Raw genomic sequence first — 19171 nt, forward strand, 5'->3', positions numbered from 1 at the left:
AGCGCCACCTAGGAACAACCTGAGGAGCGGACCATGGTCTTTGACCTGCTGCGGCGCAAAACGCCAGACCCCCAGAAATCAGGCCCCCTGAAACCGGGCCCCAATACTCCGGGCCTGGAACAGAAAGCCAGCCAGACCGCCCGCGTGGTCTCCTGGCACGGCGCCGGCCGCATCGCCTGGAGCCCGCGCGACACCGTTTCCCTGACTCGCAGCGGCTTTGCCGGCAATCCGGTCACCCACCGGGTGATCCGCCTCATTGCCGAGGCCGCCGCCTCGGTGCCGCTGGTCCTGCAGGACAACCGCCAGCGCTTTGACACCCACCCCTGGCTGGCGCTGCTGGCACGTCCCAATCCGGCCCAGACCCAGGCCGAGATGCTGGAGGCGCTCTACGGCCACCTGCTCCTGTCCGGCAACGCCTATATCGAGATGGTCACGGCAGAGGACGCAACCCCGGCCGAGCTGCACGTGCTGCGCTCCGACCGGATGAACGTGGTGCCGGGGCCGGACGGCTGGCCCGCGGGTTTTGACTATGTGGTCGGCGGGCGCAAGCACCGCTTCGCCAACGAGCCCGGCAATTCCCCGGTCTGCCATATCAAAAGCTTCCACCCGCAGGACGACCATTACGGCCTCTCACCCCTGCAGTCGGCGGCGATGGCCATTGACGTCCACAACGCTGCCTCGCGCTGGTCCAAGGCGCTGCTTGATAACGCGGCCCGCCCCTCCGGCGCGCTGGTCTGGACCGGATCCGACGGCCAGGGGCAGATGTCCGACGATCAATTCCGCCATCTGAGTGAAGAAATACAAACAAACTTCCAGGGCGCCCAGAATGCCGGCCGCCCGATGGTGCTGGAGGGCGGATTGGACTGGAAGCCGATGGGCTTCTCCCCCTCCGACATGGAATTCCAGAAAACCAAGGACACCGCCGCCCGCGAGATTGCGCTGGCCTTCGGGGTGCCGCCGATGCTGATCGGCATCCCCGGCGACGCAACCTATGCCAACTACCAGGAGGCCAACCGCGCCTTCTACCGGCTGACCGTGCTGCCGCTGGTCTCCAAGGTCACCGCTGCGCTGTCCGGTTGGCTCACCGCCTGGACCGGCGAGGCGCTGACGTTGAAGCCCGACCTCGACCAGCTGCCTGCGCTTGCAGCAGAGCGCGAGGCGCAGTGGCGGCGCATCACCTCCGCGGATTTCCTCACACACGAGGAAAAGCGGCGTCTGCTGGGGTTGCCCACAGAAACCCTGCCCACAGACCATACTGAGGGCGCGCAGACGGAGGGCGGACAGGATGACTGAGCACCCGATGCACGCATTTGATTGTTCACCGGGATTGCGCCTGTCCGCCCACGAGCGGGTGGCCCAGATCCAGAACGACGCCGTGAACCGCCGCCTCGACCGGATCGAACAGATGATGGAGCGGCTCGAGAAACGCCTCTGGCTCACCGTCTACGGCGTCGCCGCCGTCATCCTGGCGCAGGCCTTCCAATCCTTCCTGACGGTGCAGTTGCCGTAACTCCAACGACTTGCGAGGTTCAGATGATGCAGGGATCCCCCCAGCTGGAACATAAATTCGCACGCTTCGGCGAGGATCTCTCGCTGAAGGACGTAACCGAAATCAAGGGCTACGCCAGCCTGTTCGGCCAGACCGACCAGGGCGGTGACGTGGTGATGCGCGGCGCCTATGCCGCCTCGCTCAAGGCGCTCCGCGATCAGGGCCGCACGGTCAAGATGCTGTGGCAGCACGACCCGCACCAGCCCATCGGCGTTTGGGACGAGGTGCGCGAGGACACGCGCGGTCTGTACGTCAAGGGCCGCATCCTCACCGCCACACCCAAAGGCGCCGAAGCGGCCGCCTTGATCGAGGGTGGCGCCATCGACGGCCTGTCGATCGGCTACCGCACCCAGAAAGCCACCCGCGCTCCCGACGGCACCCGCCAGCTCACGCAGGTGGAACTGTGGGAGGTGTCGCTGGTCACCTTCCCGATGCTGCCGGCCGCCCGGGTGGCGGCCAAATCCTCCGCCGAGGCGGAAGCACAAGCGCTGCGCGCCCTGGCCGACGGCCTGCGCCAGATCACCCGTGACCTCAAAACAGGACACCAAACATGAGCAACCAAGACCTCCCGGCCCAAACCGGGGACGCAGCGCCCCTGGCGCATGAAGTGAAACAGGCCATCTCCGGCTTTCTTCATGAATTCAAGGGGTTTCAGGACGACGTGCAATCAAGGCTGAAACAGGCAGAAGAGCGAGTGACCATGCTGGACCGTAAGACAATCTCTCAGAACCGCCCCCATCTGGCAGCCAGCCAGGACGCGGGCGCCCCGCACCAGAAGGCGTTCAACGCCTACCTGCGCAACGGCGACGACGACGGCCTGCGCGGGCTCGAGCTGGACGGCAAATCCATGTCCACCGCCGTGGGCAGCGACGGCGGCTATCTGGTCGACCCGCAGACCGCCGACACCGTCAAGGCGGTGCTGAACGCCTCCGCCTCGATCCGCGCCGTGGCCTCCGTGGTGCATGTGGAGGCCTCAAGCTATGACGTGCTGATCGACCACAGCGAAATGGGAGCCGGCTGGGCCAATGAAACCGGCCCGTCCACGGAAACCTCCACCGGCAGCATCGACCGCATCTCGATCCCGCTGCACGAACTCAGCGCGCTGCCCAAGGCGTCGCAGCGACTGCTCGATGACAGCGCCTTTGATATCGAGGGCTGGCTGGCCGGCCGCATCGCCGACAAATTCGCCCGCTCCGAGGCCGACGCCTTCATCAACGGCGACGGCGTCGACAAGCCCACCGGCTTCCTCAACTACAACGTCGAGGAAAACGACAGCTGGACCTGGGGCAACATCGGCTACAAGGCCACCGGCGTCGACGGCGAGATCGGCAACGGCGACGCGATCATCGACCTGGTCTATGCGCTGGGGGCGGAATACCGCGCCAATGCCACCTTCATTCTGAACTCCAAGACCGCGGGAATGCTGCGGAAACTGAAGGACGCCGATGGCCGCTTCCTGTGGTCCGACGGCCTGGCCGCGGGCGAGCCTGCGCGCCTCATGGGCTACCCGGTGCTGATCGCCGAGGACATGCCGGACCCGGCCGCCAACAGCTTCCCCATCGCCTTCGGCGACTTCCGCGCCGGCTACACCATTGCCGAACGCCCGGACCTGCGGGTGATGCGCGACCCCTTCAGCGCCAAGCCGCATGTGCTGTTCTACGCGACCAAACGCGTCGGCGGCGACGTCAGCGACTTTGCCGCGATCAAGCTGATGAAATTCGGCCTGAGCTGACCGCTCAGCGCTGATGGCGGACCGGCAGCCCGGTCCGCCGGCTGGCACGCACCCCATATTCCCTGCCGTCTAGCTGCTCCCCCTCCGTCCGAGCGGCAGGGAACGGTGCGTGCCGGCCGAACCTTAAAAACCGGACAGCAGATCAGGGCCGGCACAAGGGGGAGGCCCGCAGGAGTGAGATGATGATGCTGAGCGAAGTGCCCCCCGTGCCCGAGGCCGCCCTGCCGCTGGCCCCCTTCAAGGCGCACCTCCGCCTGGGCACCGGCTTTGGCGAGGACAGCCTGCAGGACGAGGTGCTGATCGGCTTCCTGCGCGCCGCCGTGGCCGCGGTGGAAGGAAGAACCGGCAAGGCACTGATAACACGTGAATTTGAGATCGAGATCCGCCACTGGCGCGACCGTGCCCGGATGGTGTTTCCCATCGCCCCGGTGCAGGCTGTGACAGAGGTGATGATCCGCGGCGCCGCTGGCGCTGAGACGGTGCTGGACCCCGCCGCCTACCAGCTGGAGCGCGACAGCCAGCGCCCGGCGCTGTGTCCCGCGGGCAGCCTGCTGCCCGCCATTCCCGCCGGCGGCCTGGCACGGATCACCCTGCAGGCCGGCATGGCCGCGGACTTGGGCGGCTTGCCCGCCGATCTGGGCCAGGCGGTGATGCTGCTGGCCGCGCATTACTACGAATACCGGGCCGACACCGGCCTCCATGGCGGCTGCATGCCCTTTGGCGTCACCAGCCTGATTGAACGTTACCGTACCCTGCGGCTGACATTGGGAGGCCTGGCATGAAACGCCCCCCGAACCTGACCCGCAAACTGGTGCTGGAAGACCCCCAGCGCGCCCCCGACGGCGCCGGCGGCTATACCGAGACCTGGGTGGCGCTTGGCACTCTCTGGGCTGAGGTGAAATCTCTCAGGGGGCGCCTCAACAGCGACAGCCTATCTTTGCAAAAATACCGTATCACCCTGCGCGCCAGCCCGGATGGCTTTGCGTCCCGTCCGCGCCCGGATCAGCGGTTCCGGGACGAGGGCCGCCTCTACCGTATTGATGCAGTTACGGAAAATGGACCGGACGCCCGCTATCTCACCTGTTTCGCGGTTGCGGAGGTGAGCGCATGACCTATGCCATCGCAGGCGGGCTGCAATCCGCCGTCTACACCCATCTGACCGGCGACGCGGATCTGACGGCGCTGGTCGGCAGCGCGATTTATGACGCCATCCCCGCAGGCCCCTTGCCGCAGACCTATGTGGCGCTTGGCAGCGAGGAGGTGCTGGATCGCTCCGACAAGACCGCAGGCGGGGCTGAGCACCGGTTTTTCATTACCGTCACCACCGACATGGCCGGTTTTGCCACCGCCAAATCCGCCGCCGCCGCCGTTTGCCACGCGCTGGTCGGGGCCCAGGTGCCGCTGCCGCGCGGGCAATTGACCGGCCTGTGGTTCGACCGCGCCAAGGCAGAACGGCTGAGCACCGGCGGACATCAGATCACCCTGCGGTTCCGTGCGCGGGTGGATGACGTTTGATGTTCGACAACAGAGGGCAGCGTCCGGCCCGTCCGGGGTGGAAGCGAAGCGCCCGCCCCGGTGGGGGGCGGGACGGGCGCTGCCCGGGGCCTTCGGCCCAGGCGGGGTCCTCAAGAACCGATGCCTAACATATGATTTTACAGGAGAAACCCCATGACAGTTCAAAACGGCAAGGACCTCTTGGTCAAAGTGGACATGAACGGCGCAGGCCTGTTTGAAACCATCGCCGGCCTGCGTGCCACGCGCATCAGCTTCAACGCAGAAAGCGTCGATGTGACCAGCCTCGAAAGCCAGGGCGGCTGGCGCGAACTGCTGGCCGGCGCCGGTGTGCGCTCCGCCAGCATCTCCGGCTCCGGCATCTTCCGGGATGAGGCCACGGACGAACGCGCCCGGCAGCTGTTCTTTGACGGGCTGACGCCGGAGTTCCAGGTGATCATCCCCGACTTCGGCATCGTGCAGGGGCCGTTCCAGGTCACCGCGCTGGAATATGCCGGCAGCCACAATGGCGAGGCGACCTATGAACTGTCGCTCGCCAGCGCCGGCCAGCTCAGCTTTGCGGCGGTCTGACCGATGGTGAACCCGCATGCAGGTGAGGCAGAATTGCTCGTGAATGGAACGCCTTACGCGTTGAAGCTGACACTCGGCGCATTGGCGGGGCTTGAGGCCGCGCTGGAGGAAGGCACCCTGGTGGATCTGGTGCAGCGGTTCGAACAGGGCCGGTTTTCCGCCCGCGACGTGCTGGCGCTGCTGGCCGCCGGCCTGCAGGGCGGCGGCCATGATCTCAGCCGCGAGGACCTTGCCGCGGCCGCCATCACCGGCGGCCCGATGCAGGCGGCGCGGGTGGCGGCGGAGCTGCTAGTGCGCAGCTTTGCCGTGCCCGAAAGCCCATGAGTGCGCTCGACTGGCCCGCGCTGATGCACGCCGGGATGGCGGGGCTGAAACTGCTGCCGCGCGATTTCTGGCAGCTGACGCCTGCCGAACTGCGGCTGATGCTGGGCGATCCGGCGGCGCCGCAGCCGCTGGGCCGCGACCGGCTGGCAGCCTTGATGCAGGCATTCCCGGACACCGCCGGCGCGAAGAACAAGGAGACAACAGATGACTGACTCATCTTCAATGGCAGAACTGGAATTGCAGGGCGAGGCTTTGGGCGAAGCCCTGGGCGGTGCCTCAGGAATGGCCGCGGCCTTTGCAGAAGTGCTGGGGCGGGTCAAGCAAGGGTTCTCCGAGACCGGCCGCGATGCCCAGATCCTGGACCGCAGCCTTTCCAAGGGCTTGCGCCGCGCCTTTGACGGTCTTGTGTTCGACGGCGACAGCCTTTCCGAGGCGATGGAGACGCTGAGGAACAGCATGATCCGCACCACCTATAACGCGGCGATGAAACCGGTCACCAACCATGTGGGCGGACTGATTTCCGACGGGTTCGGCAGTCTGATCGGAAACATCCTTCCCTTCGCCAATGGCGCCGCCTTCAGCCAGGGCAAGGTGATGCCCTTTGCCAAGGGCGGCGTTGTCACCAGCCCCACAACCTTCCCGATGCGGGGCGCCACCGGACTGGTGGGGGAAGCGGGGCCAGAGGCGATCCTGCCGCTCACACGCGGGGCCGATGGCTCGCTTGGTGTGCGCAGCCAGGGCGGAGGCGCGGTCAGCGTGGTGATGAATGTCTCCACCCCCGACGTCAAAGGCTTTGAACGCAGCCGCAGCCAGATCGCCGCACAGCTGTCACGCGCGCTGAGCCGCGGCGGACGAAACCGTTAAGGATGGAGGTTAACACTATGAATTTCCACGAAGTCCGCTTTCCCGCGTCGCTCAGCTTCGGCTCTGTCGGTGGCCCCGAGCGGCGCACCGATGTGGTGACGCTGGCCAATGGGTTTGAGGAGCGCAACACCCCGTGGGCGCACTCCCGCCGCCGCTATGACGCGGGGCTTGGCCTGCGCGCGCTGGAGGATATCGAGGTGCTGATCGCCTTCTTCGAGGCGCGCCAGGGGCAGCTCTACGGCTTCCGCTGGAAGGATTGGAGCGATTACAAATCTGCCCGGCCCAGCGCGGAAGTGGCCTTTGACGATCAAGAGATCGCAACGGGTGACGGCAGCAGCGTGACGTTCCAGCTCACCAAGACCTACCGCTCCGGCGCGTTCACCTATCAGCGTCCGATTGCCAAACCCGTGTCCGGGACCGTGCGGGTGGGGAGCGAGCAGGACGAGCTGCGCGAAGGTGTGGATTACGCGCTGGATACCGCCACCGGCCTCATCACCCTGGCGCACCCGCCGGAGCTTGGCCTCAGCATCAATGCAGGCTTTGAGTTTGACGTGCCGGTGCGGTTCGACACCGCCAGTATCCAGACCAGCGTGTCCTCCTTTCAGGCCGGCGAGGCGCCTGCAGTTCCGGTGGTGGAGGTGCGGGTATGACCAGCCTTTCCAGTGGCTTGCGCGACCACCTTCAATCCGGAATCACCACGGTGTGCCGTGCCTGGGCGCTGGAGCGGCGCGACGGAACGGTGCTGGGATTTACCGACCATGACTGCGTGCTGTCCTTTGACGGCATCACCTTCCAGCCCGGCAGCGGGCTGACCGCGCGGGCGGTGCAGCAGGCCACCGGCCTGTCGGTCGACAACACCGAGGCCTTGGGGGTGCTGAGCGACGCCGCGGTGCGAGAGGAGGACATCGAGGCAGGCCGGTTTGACGGCGCGGAGGTGCGCTGCTGGCTGGTCAATTGGCAAGACGTCAGCATGCGGTGGCTGCAGTTCCGAGGCTCCATCGGCGAGATCCGCCGGGCAGGCGGTGCCTTTGAGGCTGAACTGCGCGGGCTGACCGAAGCGCTGAACCAGCCGCTGGGGCGGATTTACCAGAAGCCCTGCACGGCTGTGCTGGGCAGCCGCACCTGCGGTTTCGATCTGGAAACGCCCGGATATGCCACTGACGTTGCGGTGGCGGAGACAAACCGCAGCGAGGCGTTCCGCTGGGACGCCTTGCCGGGGTTTGAGCCCGGCTGGTTTGCCGATGGCCGGCTGACGGTCCTCAGCGGTGCGGCAGAGGGGCTGTGGGCTGCCATCAAGGCGGACCGCAGCGATGCTGAGGGCCGCAGGATCACCCTGTGGGAGCCGGTGCGCGCCGCGGTGCAGCCGGGTGACATGGTCCGGCTGCAGGCTGGCTGCGACAAACGCATGGAGACCTGCCGCCTGAAGTTCAACAACCTTCTGAACTTTCAGGGGTTTCCCGATATTCCGGGCGAAGACTGGGTGATGGCGGTGCCGCGCCAGTCCGGCACCAACACCGGGGGCAGCCGCAGATGAGCCGGGTGGTGGAGGCCGCGCGCGGCTGGATCGGCACGCCCTATGTGCATCAGGCGTCCTGCAAGGGGGCGGGCTGCGATTGCCTGGGGCTGATCCTGGGGCTGTGGCGCGAACTGCTGGGCGCTGAGCCGGAGCTGCCGCCCGCCTACACGATGGACTGGTCCGAACCTCAGGGCGCCGAGGCGCTGTGGCAGGCCGCAACGCGGCATCTGGCAGCGAAGCCGCTGGATGCGGCGGCCCCCGGCGATGTGATCCTGTTCCGGATGCGCGAGGGATCGGTGGCCAAGCATCTGGGGGTGCAGGCTGTCGTTAGTACCAAAGAAATGAGGGCTGCGTCTGCCTGGGCGGGCGCGAATGCGCCTGCTGGGGGGCAGGCAGGCGCAGCCCGGCGGTGCCGCCGGGCGAAACAGGTATGCAGTGTCCCCTCCTTCATCCACGCCTATGCCGGCCACGGGGTTGTGGAAAGCCCGCTGAGCCCGCCCTGGCAGCGCCGCATCGTGGCGCGGTTTCACTTCCCTGGCACGTCCTGACAAAGGAGCTGATCTGATGGCAACCATTCTACTCTCTGCTGCCGGCGCGGCGATTGGCGGCGCAATTGGCGGCTCGGTCGCGGGGCTGTCCTCAGCCGTCATCGGCAGGGCGGTCGGCGCCACCCTGGGGCGGCTGATTGACCAGCGCCTGATGGGTTCAGGCGCGGAGCCGGTGGAGACAGGCAAAGTGGACCGTTTCCGCCTGACCCAGGCCAGCGAGGGCGCGCCGGTGGCGCAGGTTTATGGCCGGATGCGGCTGGGCGGGCAGGTAATCTGGTCCTCCCGCTTTCTGGAGACAGTCACCGTCACTCCCGGCAGCAGCGGCGGCGGCAAGGGAAGCCCCCGGCCGCCGCAGCCGCAGGTGACCAGCTACAGTTATTCGGTGTCGCTGGCGGTTGCGCTCTGCGAGGGTGAGGTCGCCAGCATCTCCCGTGTTTGGGCCGATGGCGAGGAAGTGGCACCGAAGGATCTGAACATGACCGTCTACCGCGGCACTGCGGACCAGCTGCCGGACCCGGTGATGGAGGCGGTCGAGGGCGCAGGCCAGGTGCCCGCCTACCGCGGTACGGCTTATGTGGTGATGGAGAATGTGCAGCTGGCGCGGTTTGGCAACCGGGTGCCGCAGTTCTCATTCGATGTGCTGCGTCCTGAGCAGCCTGCCAGCAGCACCTATGAGCAGGATCTGGGGCAGCTGGTGCAGGGGGTGGCGCTGATGTCGGGCACGGGCGAGTATGCGCTGGCGCCTGGCACGGTGATGTATTCCGGCGGGCCGGGGGATATGAAACCCGCCAATCAGCACACGCCCTCGGGGATGAGCGACCTCAAGACCTCGCTGACCGCCTTGAACGCGGAACTGCCCGCCTGCGGTGCGGCGTCCCTGATCGTATCCTGGTTCGGCAATGATCTGCGCTGCGGGGCCTGTTCAATTAGGCCGAAGGTGGAGCATAAGGATGCCGAGGGCAGCATTCCCTGGACGGCGGGCGGGCTGAACCGGGCGTCTGCCGAACAGGTGCTGCGGGAAAACGGAACGCCGCTTTATGGCGGCACGCCGGCCGATGCCTCGGTGGTGCAATCGATATGGGAAATGCGGGCGCGGGGCCTGCGGGTGATGTTCTATCCCTTCATCCTGATGGATCAGGCGGCGGGCAACACGCTGCCCGATCCCTGGACCGGCGAGGACGGCCAGCCGCATCTGCCGTGGCGCGGGCGGATCACCTTGTCGGTGGCACCGGGCCAGGCCGGGTCTCCTGATGGCACCGCGGCAGCGGATGCCGAAGTGGCGGCGTTCTTCGGCACGGCCACGGCGGCGCATTTCACCGTCGGCAGCGGCACCGTGACATATAGCGGCCCGGATGAATGGAGCCTCAGCCGCTTCATCCTGCACAATGCCGCCCTGTGTGCGGCGGCGGGCGGGGTTGAGGCGTTCTGCATCAGCTCTGAAATGCGCAGCCTGACCCAGATCCGCGGTGCCAATGGCTTCCCGGCGGTGCAGCGGCTGAAGGCGCTGGCGGCAGAAGTGCGCAGCCTGCTGGGGCCGGGCACCAAAATCGGCTATGCCGCCGACTGGTCGGAATACTGGGGCTATCAATCGCCGGAGGGCGACCGCTACTTTCACCTCGACCCGCTGTGGGCGGATGCCAATATCGACTTTGTCGGCATCGATAATTACATGCCGCTGTCCGACTGGCGCGAGGGCAGCGGCCATCTGGACGCGCAGGCGGGCGTGCCGTCGGTCTACGACCTCGATTACCTGCGCAGCAACGTGGAGGGCGGCGAGGGGTTTGACTGGTATTACCACTCTCCCCAGGCGCGGGAGGCGCAGATCCGCACCCCGATCACCGATGGCGCCCATGATGAGCCCTGGATCTGGCGCTACAAGGATATCCGCAGCTGGTGGACTGAGACGCATCACGAGCGCATCGGCGGGGTGCGGCAGGCTGCGCCCACGGACTGGGTGCCGCAATCAAAGCCCATCTGGTTCACCGAACTGGGCTGCGCGGCGATCGACAAGGGCACCAATCAGCCCAACAAGTTCCTGGATCCGAAAAGCTCTGAATCGAAACTGCCGCAGTATTCCAACGGGTTGCGGGACGATCTGATGCAGATCCAGTACCTGCGCGCCTTTCTGGGATATTGGGGCGAGGCCGCCAATAATCCCGTTTCCGAGGAATACGGCGGGCCAATGCTGGATATGTCCAACGCCTATGTCTGGGCCTGGGACGCGCGCCCGTTTCCGGCCTTCCCGAGCCGCATGGAGATCTGGAACGACGGCGAAAACTACCTGCGCGGCCATTGGCTGAACGGGCGTGCCGGACAGCGGACGCTGGCCTCTGTGGTGGAGGAGATCTGCCGCAGCGCGGGCCTTTATGACATTGATACAACGGGTCTTTACGGCGTGGTGCATGGGTTTGTGAACCCAGATGTGGCAGACGCCCGCGCGGTGCTGCAGCCGCTTATGCTGCGGCACGGGTTTGACGCGGTGGAGCGCGACGGTGTGCTGCGGTTCCGGATGCGCAAGGGCAGCGTGACTGAGGCGCTGACGCTGGAGCAACTGGCTGACAGCGACGAGACGGACGGCAGCCTGGAATTGGCCCGCGCCAGCGAAGCCGAACTGGCGGGCCGGGTGCGGCTGCGGTTCACCGAATGGGGCGGCGACCATGCCGCCGGCTCGGTCGAGGCGGTCCTGCCCGACGAGGAGACGCATAGTGTCAGCCAGAATGAGCTGCCCTTGTCGCTCACCCGGGCCGAGGCGCGCCAGACCGTCGCCCGCTGGCTGGCAGAGGCGCGGATATCCCGCGACACCGCCCGGTTCACGCTGCCGCCGTCGCTCTTGCATCTGGGAGCGGGCGATGTGGTGTCGCTGCCGGTTGAGGGCAAGGCGCAGCTCTACCGGATCGACCGGGTGGAGCAGGCGGAGGCGCAGGCGGTGGAGGCGGTTCGGATCGAGCCCGGCTCCTATGATCTGGACGCGGTGGCGGAGGAACTGCCGGGCGTCAATGCCTTTGCCGCTCCGGGCCCGGTGCTGCCGCTGTTCATGGACCTGCCGCTGATGCGCGGCGATGAGGTGCCGCACGCGCCGCATCTGGCGCTGACCGCTGCGGCCTGGCCCGGCAGCGTCGCGGTCTACGGCTCCGAAGCGGATGAAAATTACGCTCTGGAACAGGTGGTTGCGGCGCGGCAGGTGGTGGGCGTCACTGAGACGCCGCTCTATGCAGCAGGCCCGGGGCGCTGGGATCTGGGCGCGGACTTGCAGGTCAGGCTGATCTCCGGCGCGCTGGAGAGCCGCACCGCGGAAGCGGTGCTGAACGGCGCCAATGCGGCTGCCATCGGCGATGGCAGCCCTGGCAACTGGGAGCTGTTCCAGTTCTGCGAGGCGGAGCTGATTGCGCCGCAGACCTATCTTTTGCGCGGACGCTTGCGCGGACAGCTGGGCAGTGATGCGCTGATGCCGGAGGTCTGGGCCGCGGGGGTTTACTTCGTGCTGCTGGATGGCAGTGCGGTCCAGATGAGCCTGTCGCCGGAGCAGCGCCGCCGCCTGCGCCACTACCGGATCGGCCCGGCTCGCCGCGGTCTGGAGGATCCGTCTTATCTGCATCTGCAGGAGAGTTTCGAGGGCGTAGGCCTGCGGCCCTATGCCCCGGTGCATCTGCGGCTGAGCGGCGCGCTCGGGCAGGATGTTTCAGCGGACTGGATCCGCCGCACCCGGATCGAGGGCGACAGCTGGGAGCTGGACGAGGTGCCGCTGGGCGAGGAGATCGAGAGCTACCGCATCCGGGTGATGCGCGGGGCAACTGTGCTGCGGGAAGAAACCTCAGCCACGCCCGCCTGGGCCTATCCGGCAGGGGCGCAGGCGCTGGACGGGGTGCAGGCGGGAGACGTGCTGGAAGTGGCGCAGCGCTCGGCGCGGTTTGGTGCCGGGGCGGCGGCGGAGGTGGTGCTGGGATGATACGCCCGGTGCTGCCCGGCGATGTGTCCGCGGTGGCGCGGGTGCTGCTGCTGGTGCCAGAGAGTGAGCGCCTTGCCCTGTGCCGCCGGATATTCAGGGGCGCTGCAGAGGCTGCGGCGCATTGCACCTTGCTGGGCCGGCTGCATCCGCGCTGGGGCGACGGCAGCTTGAGTGCTGTTTCCCGGCGGTTTGCACTGGCAGATGAGCCGTTTCTGGACGATCCTGAGTATCTCAGCTGCACGCGGCTGGTGCTGCGGGAGCTGGCAGCGGTGCTGGAAACGGACCGGGAGGCTCACGCCCGGCAGGCTGGCGGGGTCAAGGAGGGCCGCAGGCCCCCGCGTACTGGCGCGGCTTGTCCTTGAGGCTGACGGACTGGCTATAAACTCGGGCAAGCGCTTGAGGACGCAGAATGCGCCCTCAAGCGCTTCTCAGCAAAATCTTTTCTGCATCAGTAACTGCGTGTCTTCCGGCACAAAAATTGACTGCAAAGGCTGATTTCAGGCGGCAGCGCCGCGCACCGTAGGTGCGCGGCGCCGGTCGTTTCGGGCGCAGCCCGAAGCGAAAGACCTTCAGGCGGGTTTATCCCGAAGCGCAGGAAATGCACTTGAGCGCGGCCGGGTCCAGTTGCAGCCGTTTCAGGGCGATGTCCTCGCCGCAGTCCTCGCAAAACCCGTATTCACCCTTGTCCATACGGGCCAGCGCAGCCTTCAGGCGTTGGGTTTCCAGCTGGCGGCGGGCACCTTGCGCCTTGGCCATTGCCTGCATCTGCAGCGCATCCATACGGGACAGGCGGCCGACCATTTGCTGGTCCAGTTCAACCACTTCCCGGGCGTCCGCACCGCGGGCATCCTCTGCCGCCAGTTCGGTCAGCCGGATGGTGATCTGATGCTTCAACCCCGCCTGATCGGACTCATTCATTTTTAAAATATGCCTCATCACGGGTTTGCGTTTGCTGCAAACCACCTTAGATGGGTAGTCTGAGCGGAGAAAGGACGTTGACCCATGGCAAAAACACAGCAAGCCGTTACTCCGGTGGATCCCGTATGGGACCGCATCACCCGCGAAGCTGAGGAGGCCATTGCCGCCCAGCCGCTGATGGGCGGGCTGATTCACGCCTGTATCCTGCACCACAAGACGCTGGAAAAGGCGCTGTCCTACCGGATTGCCGCCAAGCTCTGCTCGAACGAAATGTCGATGATGGTGCTTCGCGAGATCGTTGACGAGGCCTATGAGACCTGCCCGGAGCTGCTGGAAGCCGCGCGCGCCGACCTGATGGCGATCAATGAGCGCGACCCGGCGAGCCACCGGCTGCTGCAGCCGATCCTCTACTTCAAGGGGTTCCAGGCGGTGCAGGCCTACCGTGTCAGCCATTACCTGTGGGACAAGGGGCAGAAGGATCTGGCCTATTTCTTCCAGATGCGCACGTCTGAGATATTCGGGATCGACATCCACCCCGGCGCCCGCATCGGCAAGGGGATCATGATCGACCATGCCCATTCCATCGTGATCGGCGAGACCGCCGTGGTGGGCGACAATGTGTCCATGCTGCATTCGGTGACCCTGGGCGGCACCGGCAAGGAAGAGCAGGACCGCCATCCCAAGATCGGTGACGGTGTGCTGATCGGTGCCGGCGCCAAGGTTCTGGGCAACATCAAGGTGGGCCATTGCAGCCGCATTGCCGCCGGTTCTGTGGTGCTGTCGGAGGTTCCGCCCTGCACCACGGTGGCGGGCGTGCCTGCGAAGATCGTGGGCGAAGCAGGCTGTGACCAGCCGTCGATCAACATGGACCAGGTGGTGCCGGCGGGATCTCCCTCAGCGGAGTGAGGCGCCTGGCTGCAGGCCCGTGGATTTGAGTATTTCCGGAAAGATGAAAGGGGCGGGTTCCGCCCCTTTTTTGATGTTTGGAAGTGTGGTGAATTTTGTTTTCTAATAAGGGGTTGCAGGCGGCCGCTGATCTTCTGCAGGCAGGCCGCGCGGCCTGCGGTTCTGCAAATGCCGGATTGTGGCGGAGGCTGGTCTTAATCGCTGTCTGCGGGGGCCGGCTGGCTTGAACCTGGCGGCGGCGGGGCGCATATTCCTGACCAGCAGCTTCTAATTTTCGCAGTTTCGATTTGGGGGACAGATCATGATTTACACAACCGAAGGCCGCGGCCGCCTGTTTGGCTCGATCCTGGAAACGGTGGGCAACACGCCCGCTATCCGGCTGAACAATATCGCTCCGGAACATGTCACCCTGTATGTGAAATTCGAGGCGTTCAATCCGGCGGGGTCAGTAAAGGACCGGCTGGCGCTCAACATTATCGAGGCGGCTGAGCGCGAAGGGCGGCTGAAGCCGGGCCAGACCGTGGTAGAGGCGACCAGCGGCAATACCGGCATCGGCCTGGCCATGGTGTGCGCCGCCAAAGGCTACCCGCTGGTCATCACCATGCACGACGGGTTTTCCGTCGAGCGGCGGCGGCTGATGCGGATGCTGGGCGCCAAGGTGGTGCTGACCCGCAAGGAAGACAAGGCGGTGGGCATGGTGGTGAAAGCCAAGGAACTGGCGGAGGCCAACGGCTGGTTCCTGGCGCATCAGTTCGAAACCAAGGACAATGCCGATATCCACGAGAGCACCACCGCGCGGGAAATTCTGGGCGATTTCGCGGGCGAACAGCTGGATCACGTGGTGCTGGGCTATGGCACTGGCGGCACCGTCACGGGGCTGGGCCGGGTGCTGAAGGATGCGCGCCCCGGTCTGAAGATCACCCTCAGCGAGCCTGCCAATGCGGCGCTGGTGCAGTCCGGTGAGGCGCAGGCGCGTAACGAGGAGGGTGAGCCTGCGGCGACCCATCCTGCCTTCAACCCGCATCCCATTCAGGGCTGGACCCCGGATTTCATTCCGCTGGTGCTGCAGGAGGCGCTGGACAAGGGCTACTTTGATGCGCTGGAGCCGGTGAGCGGCGATGAAAGCATCAAATGGTCGAAACGGCTGGCGTCGGAAGAAGGCATCCTGACCGGGATTTCCGGCGGGGCCAGCCTGGCGGCGGCTGTCAAAGTGGCCGAGAGCGCGCCGGAGGGCTCTGTTCTGCTGGCAATGCTGCCGGATACCGGTGAGCGTTATCTGTCGACACCGCTGTTTGAAGATATTCCTGCGGATATGGATGAGGCGGAGCAGGCGCTGTCGGCCTCGACCCCCGGGTTTCAGTACTGAAACCGTGTGCTGCCGCTGGCGGTTTGCCGGCGGCGGCTGTGGCGCAGATGAGTATTTGGGAAAGATGAAAAAGGGGGCGGGCGCGCTCCCTTTTTTGATTGGGAGTTCGGCACCTGCAAATGCGGTCACTGTGCAGGGCTTTGCCGCTTTGCACGCCCCTTGCCCTTGTGCCGGGGCTGATGCACACTTCCCTTTACAGGAGGGATGTCTGTTTCATTGCCTGGCCCGTTTGCACGGGGGCCGGCCCAAGGTTCTGCTTTGGAAGGAGTGTGCCATGACAACCGATACTGACCGTTCCCCGTCACCGGAAAAGCTGAAGCCGCGGCAGCCAAGCGTTCCCGAGGTCAACAGGCTGACTGCGGGTGATATCAGCGCAGCGCTGAAGGCCGGGTTTGTCGATTTTCTGGCGCGCCCCGTGATGAGCGGATTTTTCGGCCTGTTCTATGCGGTTTTCGGCATCCTGTTTGTCTGGTGCCTGGTTTGGCTGGGCAAGATCTGGATGATCATTCCCGACGCCGTGGGCTTTCCGCTGGTGGCGCCTTTTGCTGCGGCCGGGCTTTATGAGATGTCGCGTCGGATGCAGGCGGGCGAGAGTTTCGGCTGGTCCGAGATCCTCGGCGTCATGGTCAGCCAGCGCAACCGTGAAATGGGCTGGATGGCCTTTGTGACGCTGTTCATTTTCTGGGTGTGGATGTATCAGGTCCGGCTTTGGCTGGCGATCACCCTGCAGAATTCGTCGTTTTCGGATTTTGATGGGTTCCTGCAGGCGGTCTTTTTCACGCCGCAGGGCTGGGCCTTTCTTGCGGTCGGCACCTGTGCCGGGGCGTTTCTGTCCGCTGTCCTGTTCACGGTGACCGTTGTGGCCATGCCGATGCTGCTGGACCGGGACACCAATTTCGTGACGGCCATGCTGACGTCGATCCGCGCGGTTGCGGAAAATCCGGTGGTCATGCTGGGCTGGGCGGCGATCATCACCGGCGCCATGCTGCTGTCGATGGCGCCGGCGTTTCTGGGCCTGATCGTCACGCTGCCGGTTCTGGGGCACACCACATGGCATCTGTACCGGCGGGCGGTGCCGTTGGCGGAGGAGGGGGCTGCCGCTGCCGCTGTTTGACGGCATTCCGGCAGAGATGGGTGAGGCGGAGCGGGCGCTGTCGGTCTCGGCGCCCGGGTATTCGTGTTAAGCCGAGCGCCGCCGCTGACGGGGGGCTGGCGGTGGTGTTGCGCAGGTGAGCATTTTGGGAAAGATGAAGGGGGCGTGGTAGTTCGCTTTTTTGCTACTGTAAATCCCGGGGCTCTGGCGAGCATTAGCTATGCCTTTCGCTCCGCCCGCTATGCGGGACAAAGCTGCCGTTTCCAGTTCGGTTGGCCACATCAAGGTTACTTGGTTCAATTGATCTATAGTAATGAAATTATTGAATGTACGGAAAGACCCATATGCTCAAGTACTACGCCTTCGTAACTTATCTGTGTTTTGGGCATATCTCTCATGCAGAGGGTGGGCCGTTCCGCTATCTGGTCGATCACTATTTGATAGAAAACTTGGAACGCGACGGTGATTGGGATGTGACATTCCTTGAAACCAGGGTCGTATATGAATGTTTAAAATGCGCAGGATCGGTTAAGGCGGAAATCGAAGTCTTCCCGGTAAGGGGCAAAGAAAACCGCGCTGATTTCCATGAACGTTACTTGTACCAGCGGAAGCTGTTCTGCACAAATCTCGTCGTTAAAGGCAATGGTCGGTGTTTGAGCACTGAGGCTAGGCACATGCGGGTTGGTGCTCTTTCCGGGTTCCGCTCGAGCCAAATCATTGAAAATCGACGGGAAGTCGAAACTGCGTTCTTTAGCTATGATTGGGATCGTCAGCCTATAGTGATGAAGGCTACAGTGTCCTCGGATATTGAGGCGGAATCTACCTTCGACATACTTAGCACGCTAGAGTGGCATATGCGCAGGCTAACAATGTTCTGGTAGCATTGAATTCGATGTACTTTGGGCTCGAAACGGGCATTTGGAACAGGCAGTTTCATCGCGAAAGAAAAGCCTCGGTGCAGGACCGGGGCTTTTCACTGTGTCGCAATCGGGCCCCTCAGGCCAGCATCACCATCGGGTTTTCCAGGTTGTCGACGATGGCCTTCAACAGATCGGCGCCGAGGGCGCCGTCGATGACGCGGTGGTCGACCGACATGGTGACGCTCATCACGGTGGCGACCTTCAGCTCGCCGTCCGAACCGACAACCGGCTTCTTGACGCCGGAGCCGACCGCCAGGATGCCCGCATGCGGCGGGTTCACGATGGCGTCGAAGTTGTCGATGCCGAACATGCCAAGGTTGGAGATCGCAAAGCTGCCGCCCTGGTATTCATGCGGCGCCAGCTTGCGGTCGCGGGCGCGGGAGGCGAGGTCCTTCATCTCAGCCGAAAGAGCCGAAAGCGATTTGGTGTCGCTGTCCTGCAGGACCGGGGTGAACAACCCGCCCTCGATGGCGACGGCAACAGCCACGTCGGAGGCTTTCATCTTGAGCACCCGGTCGCCGGCCCAGACCGCGTTGGCGTCCGGCACCGCCTGCAGCGCCAGCGCCACCGCCTTGATGATGAAGTCGTTGACCGAGAGCTTCACACCGCGGCCCTCGAGCTGCTTGTTCAGCTGGGCGCGGAACGCCAGCAGCGCGTCGAGCTGGATGTCGCGGCGCAGGTAGAAGTGCGGGATGGTCTGCTTGGCCTCGGTCAGGCGGGCGGCGATGGTCTTGCGCATGCCGTCCAGCTTGACCTCTTCGTACGCGCGGCCCTCGTACATGCGGGCAACCATGTCGGCGGAGGGGCCGGCAGGGGCTGCAGCAGCGGCAGGTGCGGCGGCCGGGGCGGAAGCTGCCGGGGCAGCGGCTGCAGTGGCCTGCGGTTTGGCGTCGATCACGTCGGCCTTGACGATGCGGCCCTTGGGGCCGGAGCCCTTGATGGCGTTCAGGTCCAGGCCCTTGTCGGCGGCGATGCGGCGGGCCAGCGGCGAGGCGAAGATGCGGCTTCCGTCGGCGCCCTGCGGCGCGGCGGGGGCGGCATTGGCCTCTTCCTTGGGTGCGGCTGCGGGCGCCTCCGCTTTGGCTGCAGGGGCTTCTTCCTTGGCCGGGGCAGCAGCGCCGCCGCCGGAGGATTGGATATCGTCGGCGCTTTCGCCGTCTTCCAGCAGCACCGCGATGGGAGTGTTGACCTTCACGCCCTCGGAGCCTTCGGCGATCAGGATCTTGCCGACCACGCCTTCGTCCACGGCTTCGAATTCCATGGTGGCCTTGTCGGTCTCGATCTCGGCGATCAGGTCGCCGGAGGAGACGGTGTCACCCTCCTTGACCAGCCATTTGGCAAGGGTGCCTTCCTCCATGGTGGGAGAAAGCGCGGGCATCAGGATTTCATTGGGCATCTTGAGGCTCC

At 65.2% G+C, this 19171-nt stretch carries 22 protein-coding genes; 20 read left to right on the plus strand and 2 right to left on the minus strand.

Annotated features, from left to right (window positions below; all coding sequences use genetic code 11):
* The first annotated feature begins 33 nt into the window (after positions 1-33).
* The 16 genes from N6L27_RS00575 (at position 34) to N6L27_RS00650 (ending at position 12923) form a co-directional block, all read left to right on the plus strand.
* A complete protein-coding gene (locus N6L27_RS00575) occupies positions 34-1293 on the plus strand; it encodes a phage portal protein (RefSeq protein ID WP_271905114.1) in 1260 nt (419 codons plus the stop codon).
* Positions 1286-1510: a GTA head formation protein, RCAP_rcc01685 family gene (locus tag N6L27_RS00580; RefSeq protein ID WP_039182700.1), complete on the plus strand. Its 225-nt coding sequence runs from the start codon at positions 1286-1288 to the stop codon at positions 1508-1510. Before N6L27_RS00575 ends, N6L27_RS00580 begins: the two co-directional genes overlap by 8 nt.
* Before the next feature lie 26 nt (positions 1511-1536).
* A complete protein-coding gene (locus N6L27_RS00585) occupies positions 1537-2103 on the plus strand; it encodes an HK97 family phage prohead protease (protein ID WP_442915719.1) in 567 nt (188 codons plus the stop codon).
* Positions 2100-3281 carry a phage major capsid protein gene (locus tag N6L27_RS00590; protein ID WP_271905119.1) on the plus strand — a complete coding sequence of 394 codons (1182 nt, stop codon included), beginning with the start codon at positions 2100-2102 and terminating at the stop codon, positions 3279-3281. The genes N6L27_RS00585 and N6L27_RS00590 overlap by 4 nt, the downstream gene beginning before the upstream one ends.
* A gap of 182 nt (positions 3282-3463) precedes the next feature.
* Positions 3464-4063 carry a head-tail connector protein gene (locus tag N6L27_RS00595; RefSeq protein WP_271905120.1) on the plus strand — a complete coding sequence of 200 codons (600 nt, stop codon included), beginning with the start codon at positions 3464-3466 and terminating at the stop codon, positions 4061-4063.
* Entirely contained in the window at positions 4060-4392 is a 333-nt protein-coding gene (locus N6L27_RS00600) for a head-tail adaptor protein (protein WP_271905122.1), read from the plus strand. The genes N6L27_RS00595 and N6L27_RS00600 overlap by 4 nt, the downstream gene beginning before the upstream one ends.
* A complete protein-coding gene (locus tag N6L27_RS00605; RefSeq protein WP_271905123.1) occupies positions 4389-4796 on the plus strand; it encodes a DUF3168 domain-containing protein in 408 nt (135 codons plus the stop codon). Before N6L27_RS00600 ends, N6L27_RS00605 begins: the two co-directional genes overlap by 4 nt.
* Before the next feature lie 153 nt (positions 4797-4949).
* The gene (locus N6L27_RS00610) at positions 4950-5363 is read left to right on the plus strand and encodes a phage major tail protein, TP901-1 family (RefSeq protein ID WP_039170035.1); all 414 of its coding nucleotides are present in this window, start codon (positions 4950-4952) and stop codon (positions 5361-5363) included.
* Between the two features lie 3 nt (positions 5364-5366).
* The gene (locus tag N6L27_RS00615; protein WP_271905124.1) at positions 5367-5687 is read left to right on the plus strand and encodes a gene transfer agent family protein; all 321 of its coding nucleotides are present in this window, start codon (positions 5367-5369) and stop codon (positions 5685-5687) included.
* Positions 5684-5899: a rcc01693 family protein gene (locus tag N6L27_RS00620; RefSeq protein ID WP_271905126.1), complete on the plus strand. Its 216-nt coding sequence runs from the start codon at positions 5684-5686 to the stop codon at positions 5897-5899. Before N6L27_RS00615 ends, N6L27_RS00620 begins: the two co-directional genes overlap by 4 nt.
* Positions 5892-6551, plus strand: coding sequence for a phage tail tape measure protein (locus tag N6L27_RS00625; protein WP_271905127.1), 660 nt, complete (start codon positions 5892-5894; stop codon positions 6549-6551). The genes N6L27_RS00620 and N6L27_RS00625 overlap by 8 nt, the downstream gene beginning before the upstream one ends.
* Positions 6552-6568: 17 nt before the next feature.
* Entirely contained in the window at positions 6569-7201 is a 633-nt protein-coding gene (locus tag N6L27_RS00630) for a DUF2460 domain-containing protein (RefSeq protein ID WP_271905128.1), read from the plus strand.
* On the plus strand, positions 7198-8085 hold the full coding sequence (locus tag N6L27_RS00635) for a DUF2163 domain-containing protein (RefSeq protein ID WP_271905129.1): 888 nt from the start codon (positions 7198-7200) through the stop codon (positions 8083-8085). The genes N6L27_RS00630 and N6L27_RS00635 overlap by 4 nt, the downstream gene beginning before the upstream one ends.
* Positions 8082-8615: a peptidase gene (locus N6L27_RS00640; RefSeq protein WP_271905130.1), complete on the plus strand. Its 534-nt coding sequence runs from the start codon at positions 8082-8084 to the stop codon at positions 8613-8615. Before N6L27_RS00635 ends, N6L27_RS00640 begins: the two co-directional genes overlap by 4 nt.
* 16 nt (positions 8616-8631) lie before the next feature.
* Entirely contained in the window at positions 8632-12561 is a 3930-nt protein-coding gene (locus N6L27_RS00645; protein WP_271905131.1) for a baseplate multidomain protein megatron, read from the plus strand.
* Positions 12558-12923 carry a DUF7742 family protein gene (locus tag N6L27_RS00650; RefSeq protein WP_271905132.1) on the plus strand — a complete coding sequence of 122 codons (366 nt, stop codon included), beginning with the start codon at positions 12558-12560 and terminating at the stop codon, positions 12921-12923. Before N6L27_RS00645 ends, N6L27_RS00650 begins: the two co-directional genes overlap by 4 nt.
* Before the next feature lie 217 nt (positions 12924-13140).
* Here the strand turns inward: N6L27_RS00650 and N6L27_RS00655 are convergent, their stop codons facing one another.
* A complete protein-coding gene (locus N6L27_RS00655) occupies positions 13141-13479 on the minus strand; it encodes a TraR/DksA family transcriptional regulator (RefSeq protein ID WP_271905133.1) in 339 nt (112 codons plus the stop codon).
* Positions 13480-13563: 84 nt separating this feature from the next.
* On the opposite strand from N6L27_RS00655, the gene cysE reads away from it, so the two are divergent.
* The 4 genes from cysE to N6L27_RS00675 all read left to right on the plus strand — a co-directional run bounded on the left by cysE (position 13564) and on the right by N6L27_RS00675 (position 17725).
* On the plus strand, positions 13564-14385 hold the full coding sequence (cysE, locus tag N6L27_RS00660) for a serine O-acetyltransferase (RefSeq protein WP_039182723.1): 822 nt from the start codon (positions 13564-13566) through the stop codon (positions 14383-14385).
* A gap of 301 nt (positions 14386-14686) precedes the next feature.
* A complete protein-coding gene (locus tag N6L27_RS00665) occupies positions 14687-15751 on the plus strand; it encodes a PLP-dependent cysteine synthase family protein (protein WP_271905134.1) in 1065 nt (354 codons plus the stop codon).
* Positions 15752-16025: 274 nt separating this feature from the next.
* Complete coding sequence (locus tag N6L27_RS00670; RefSeq protein WP_271905135.1) at positions 16026-16865, plus strand: DUF2189 domain-containing protein; 840 nt, start codon at positions 16026-16028, stop codon at positions 16863-16865.
* A gap of 305 nt (positions 16866-17170) precedes the next feature.
* Positions 17171-17725: a hypothetical protein gene (locus tag N6L27_RS00675; protein WP_271905136.1), complete on the plus strand. Its 555-nt coding sequence runs from the start codon at positions 17171-17173 to the stop codon at positions 17723-17725.
* A gap of 115 nt (positions 17726-17840) precedes the next feature.
* Here the strand turns inward: N6L27_RS00675 and N6L27_RS00680 are convergent, their stop codons facing one another.
* On the minus strand, positions 17841-19160 hold the full coding sequence (locus N6L27_RS00680) for a pyruvate dehydrogenase complex dihydrolipoamide acetyltransferase (protein ID WP_271905138.1): 1320 nt from the start codon (positions 19158-19160) through the stop codon (positions 17841-17843).
* Positions 19161-19171: the final 11 nt, after the last annotated feature.

The organism is Leisingera sp. SS27 (genome assembly GCF_028368855.1).
Classification (GTDB): domain Bacteria; phylum Pseudomonadota; class Alphaproteobacteria; order Rhodobacterales; family Rhodobacteraceae; genus Leisingera.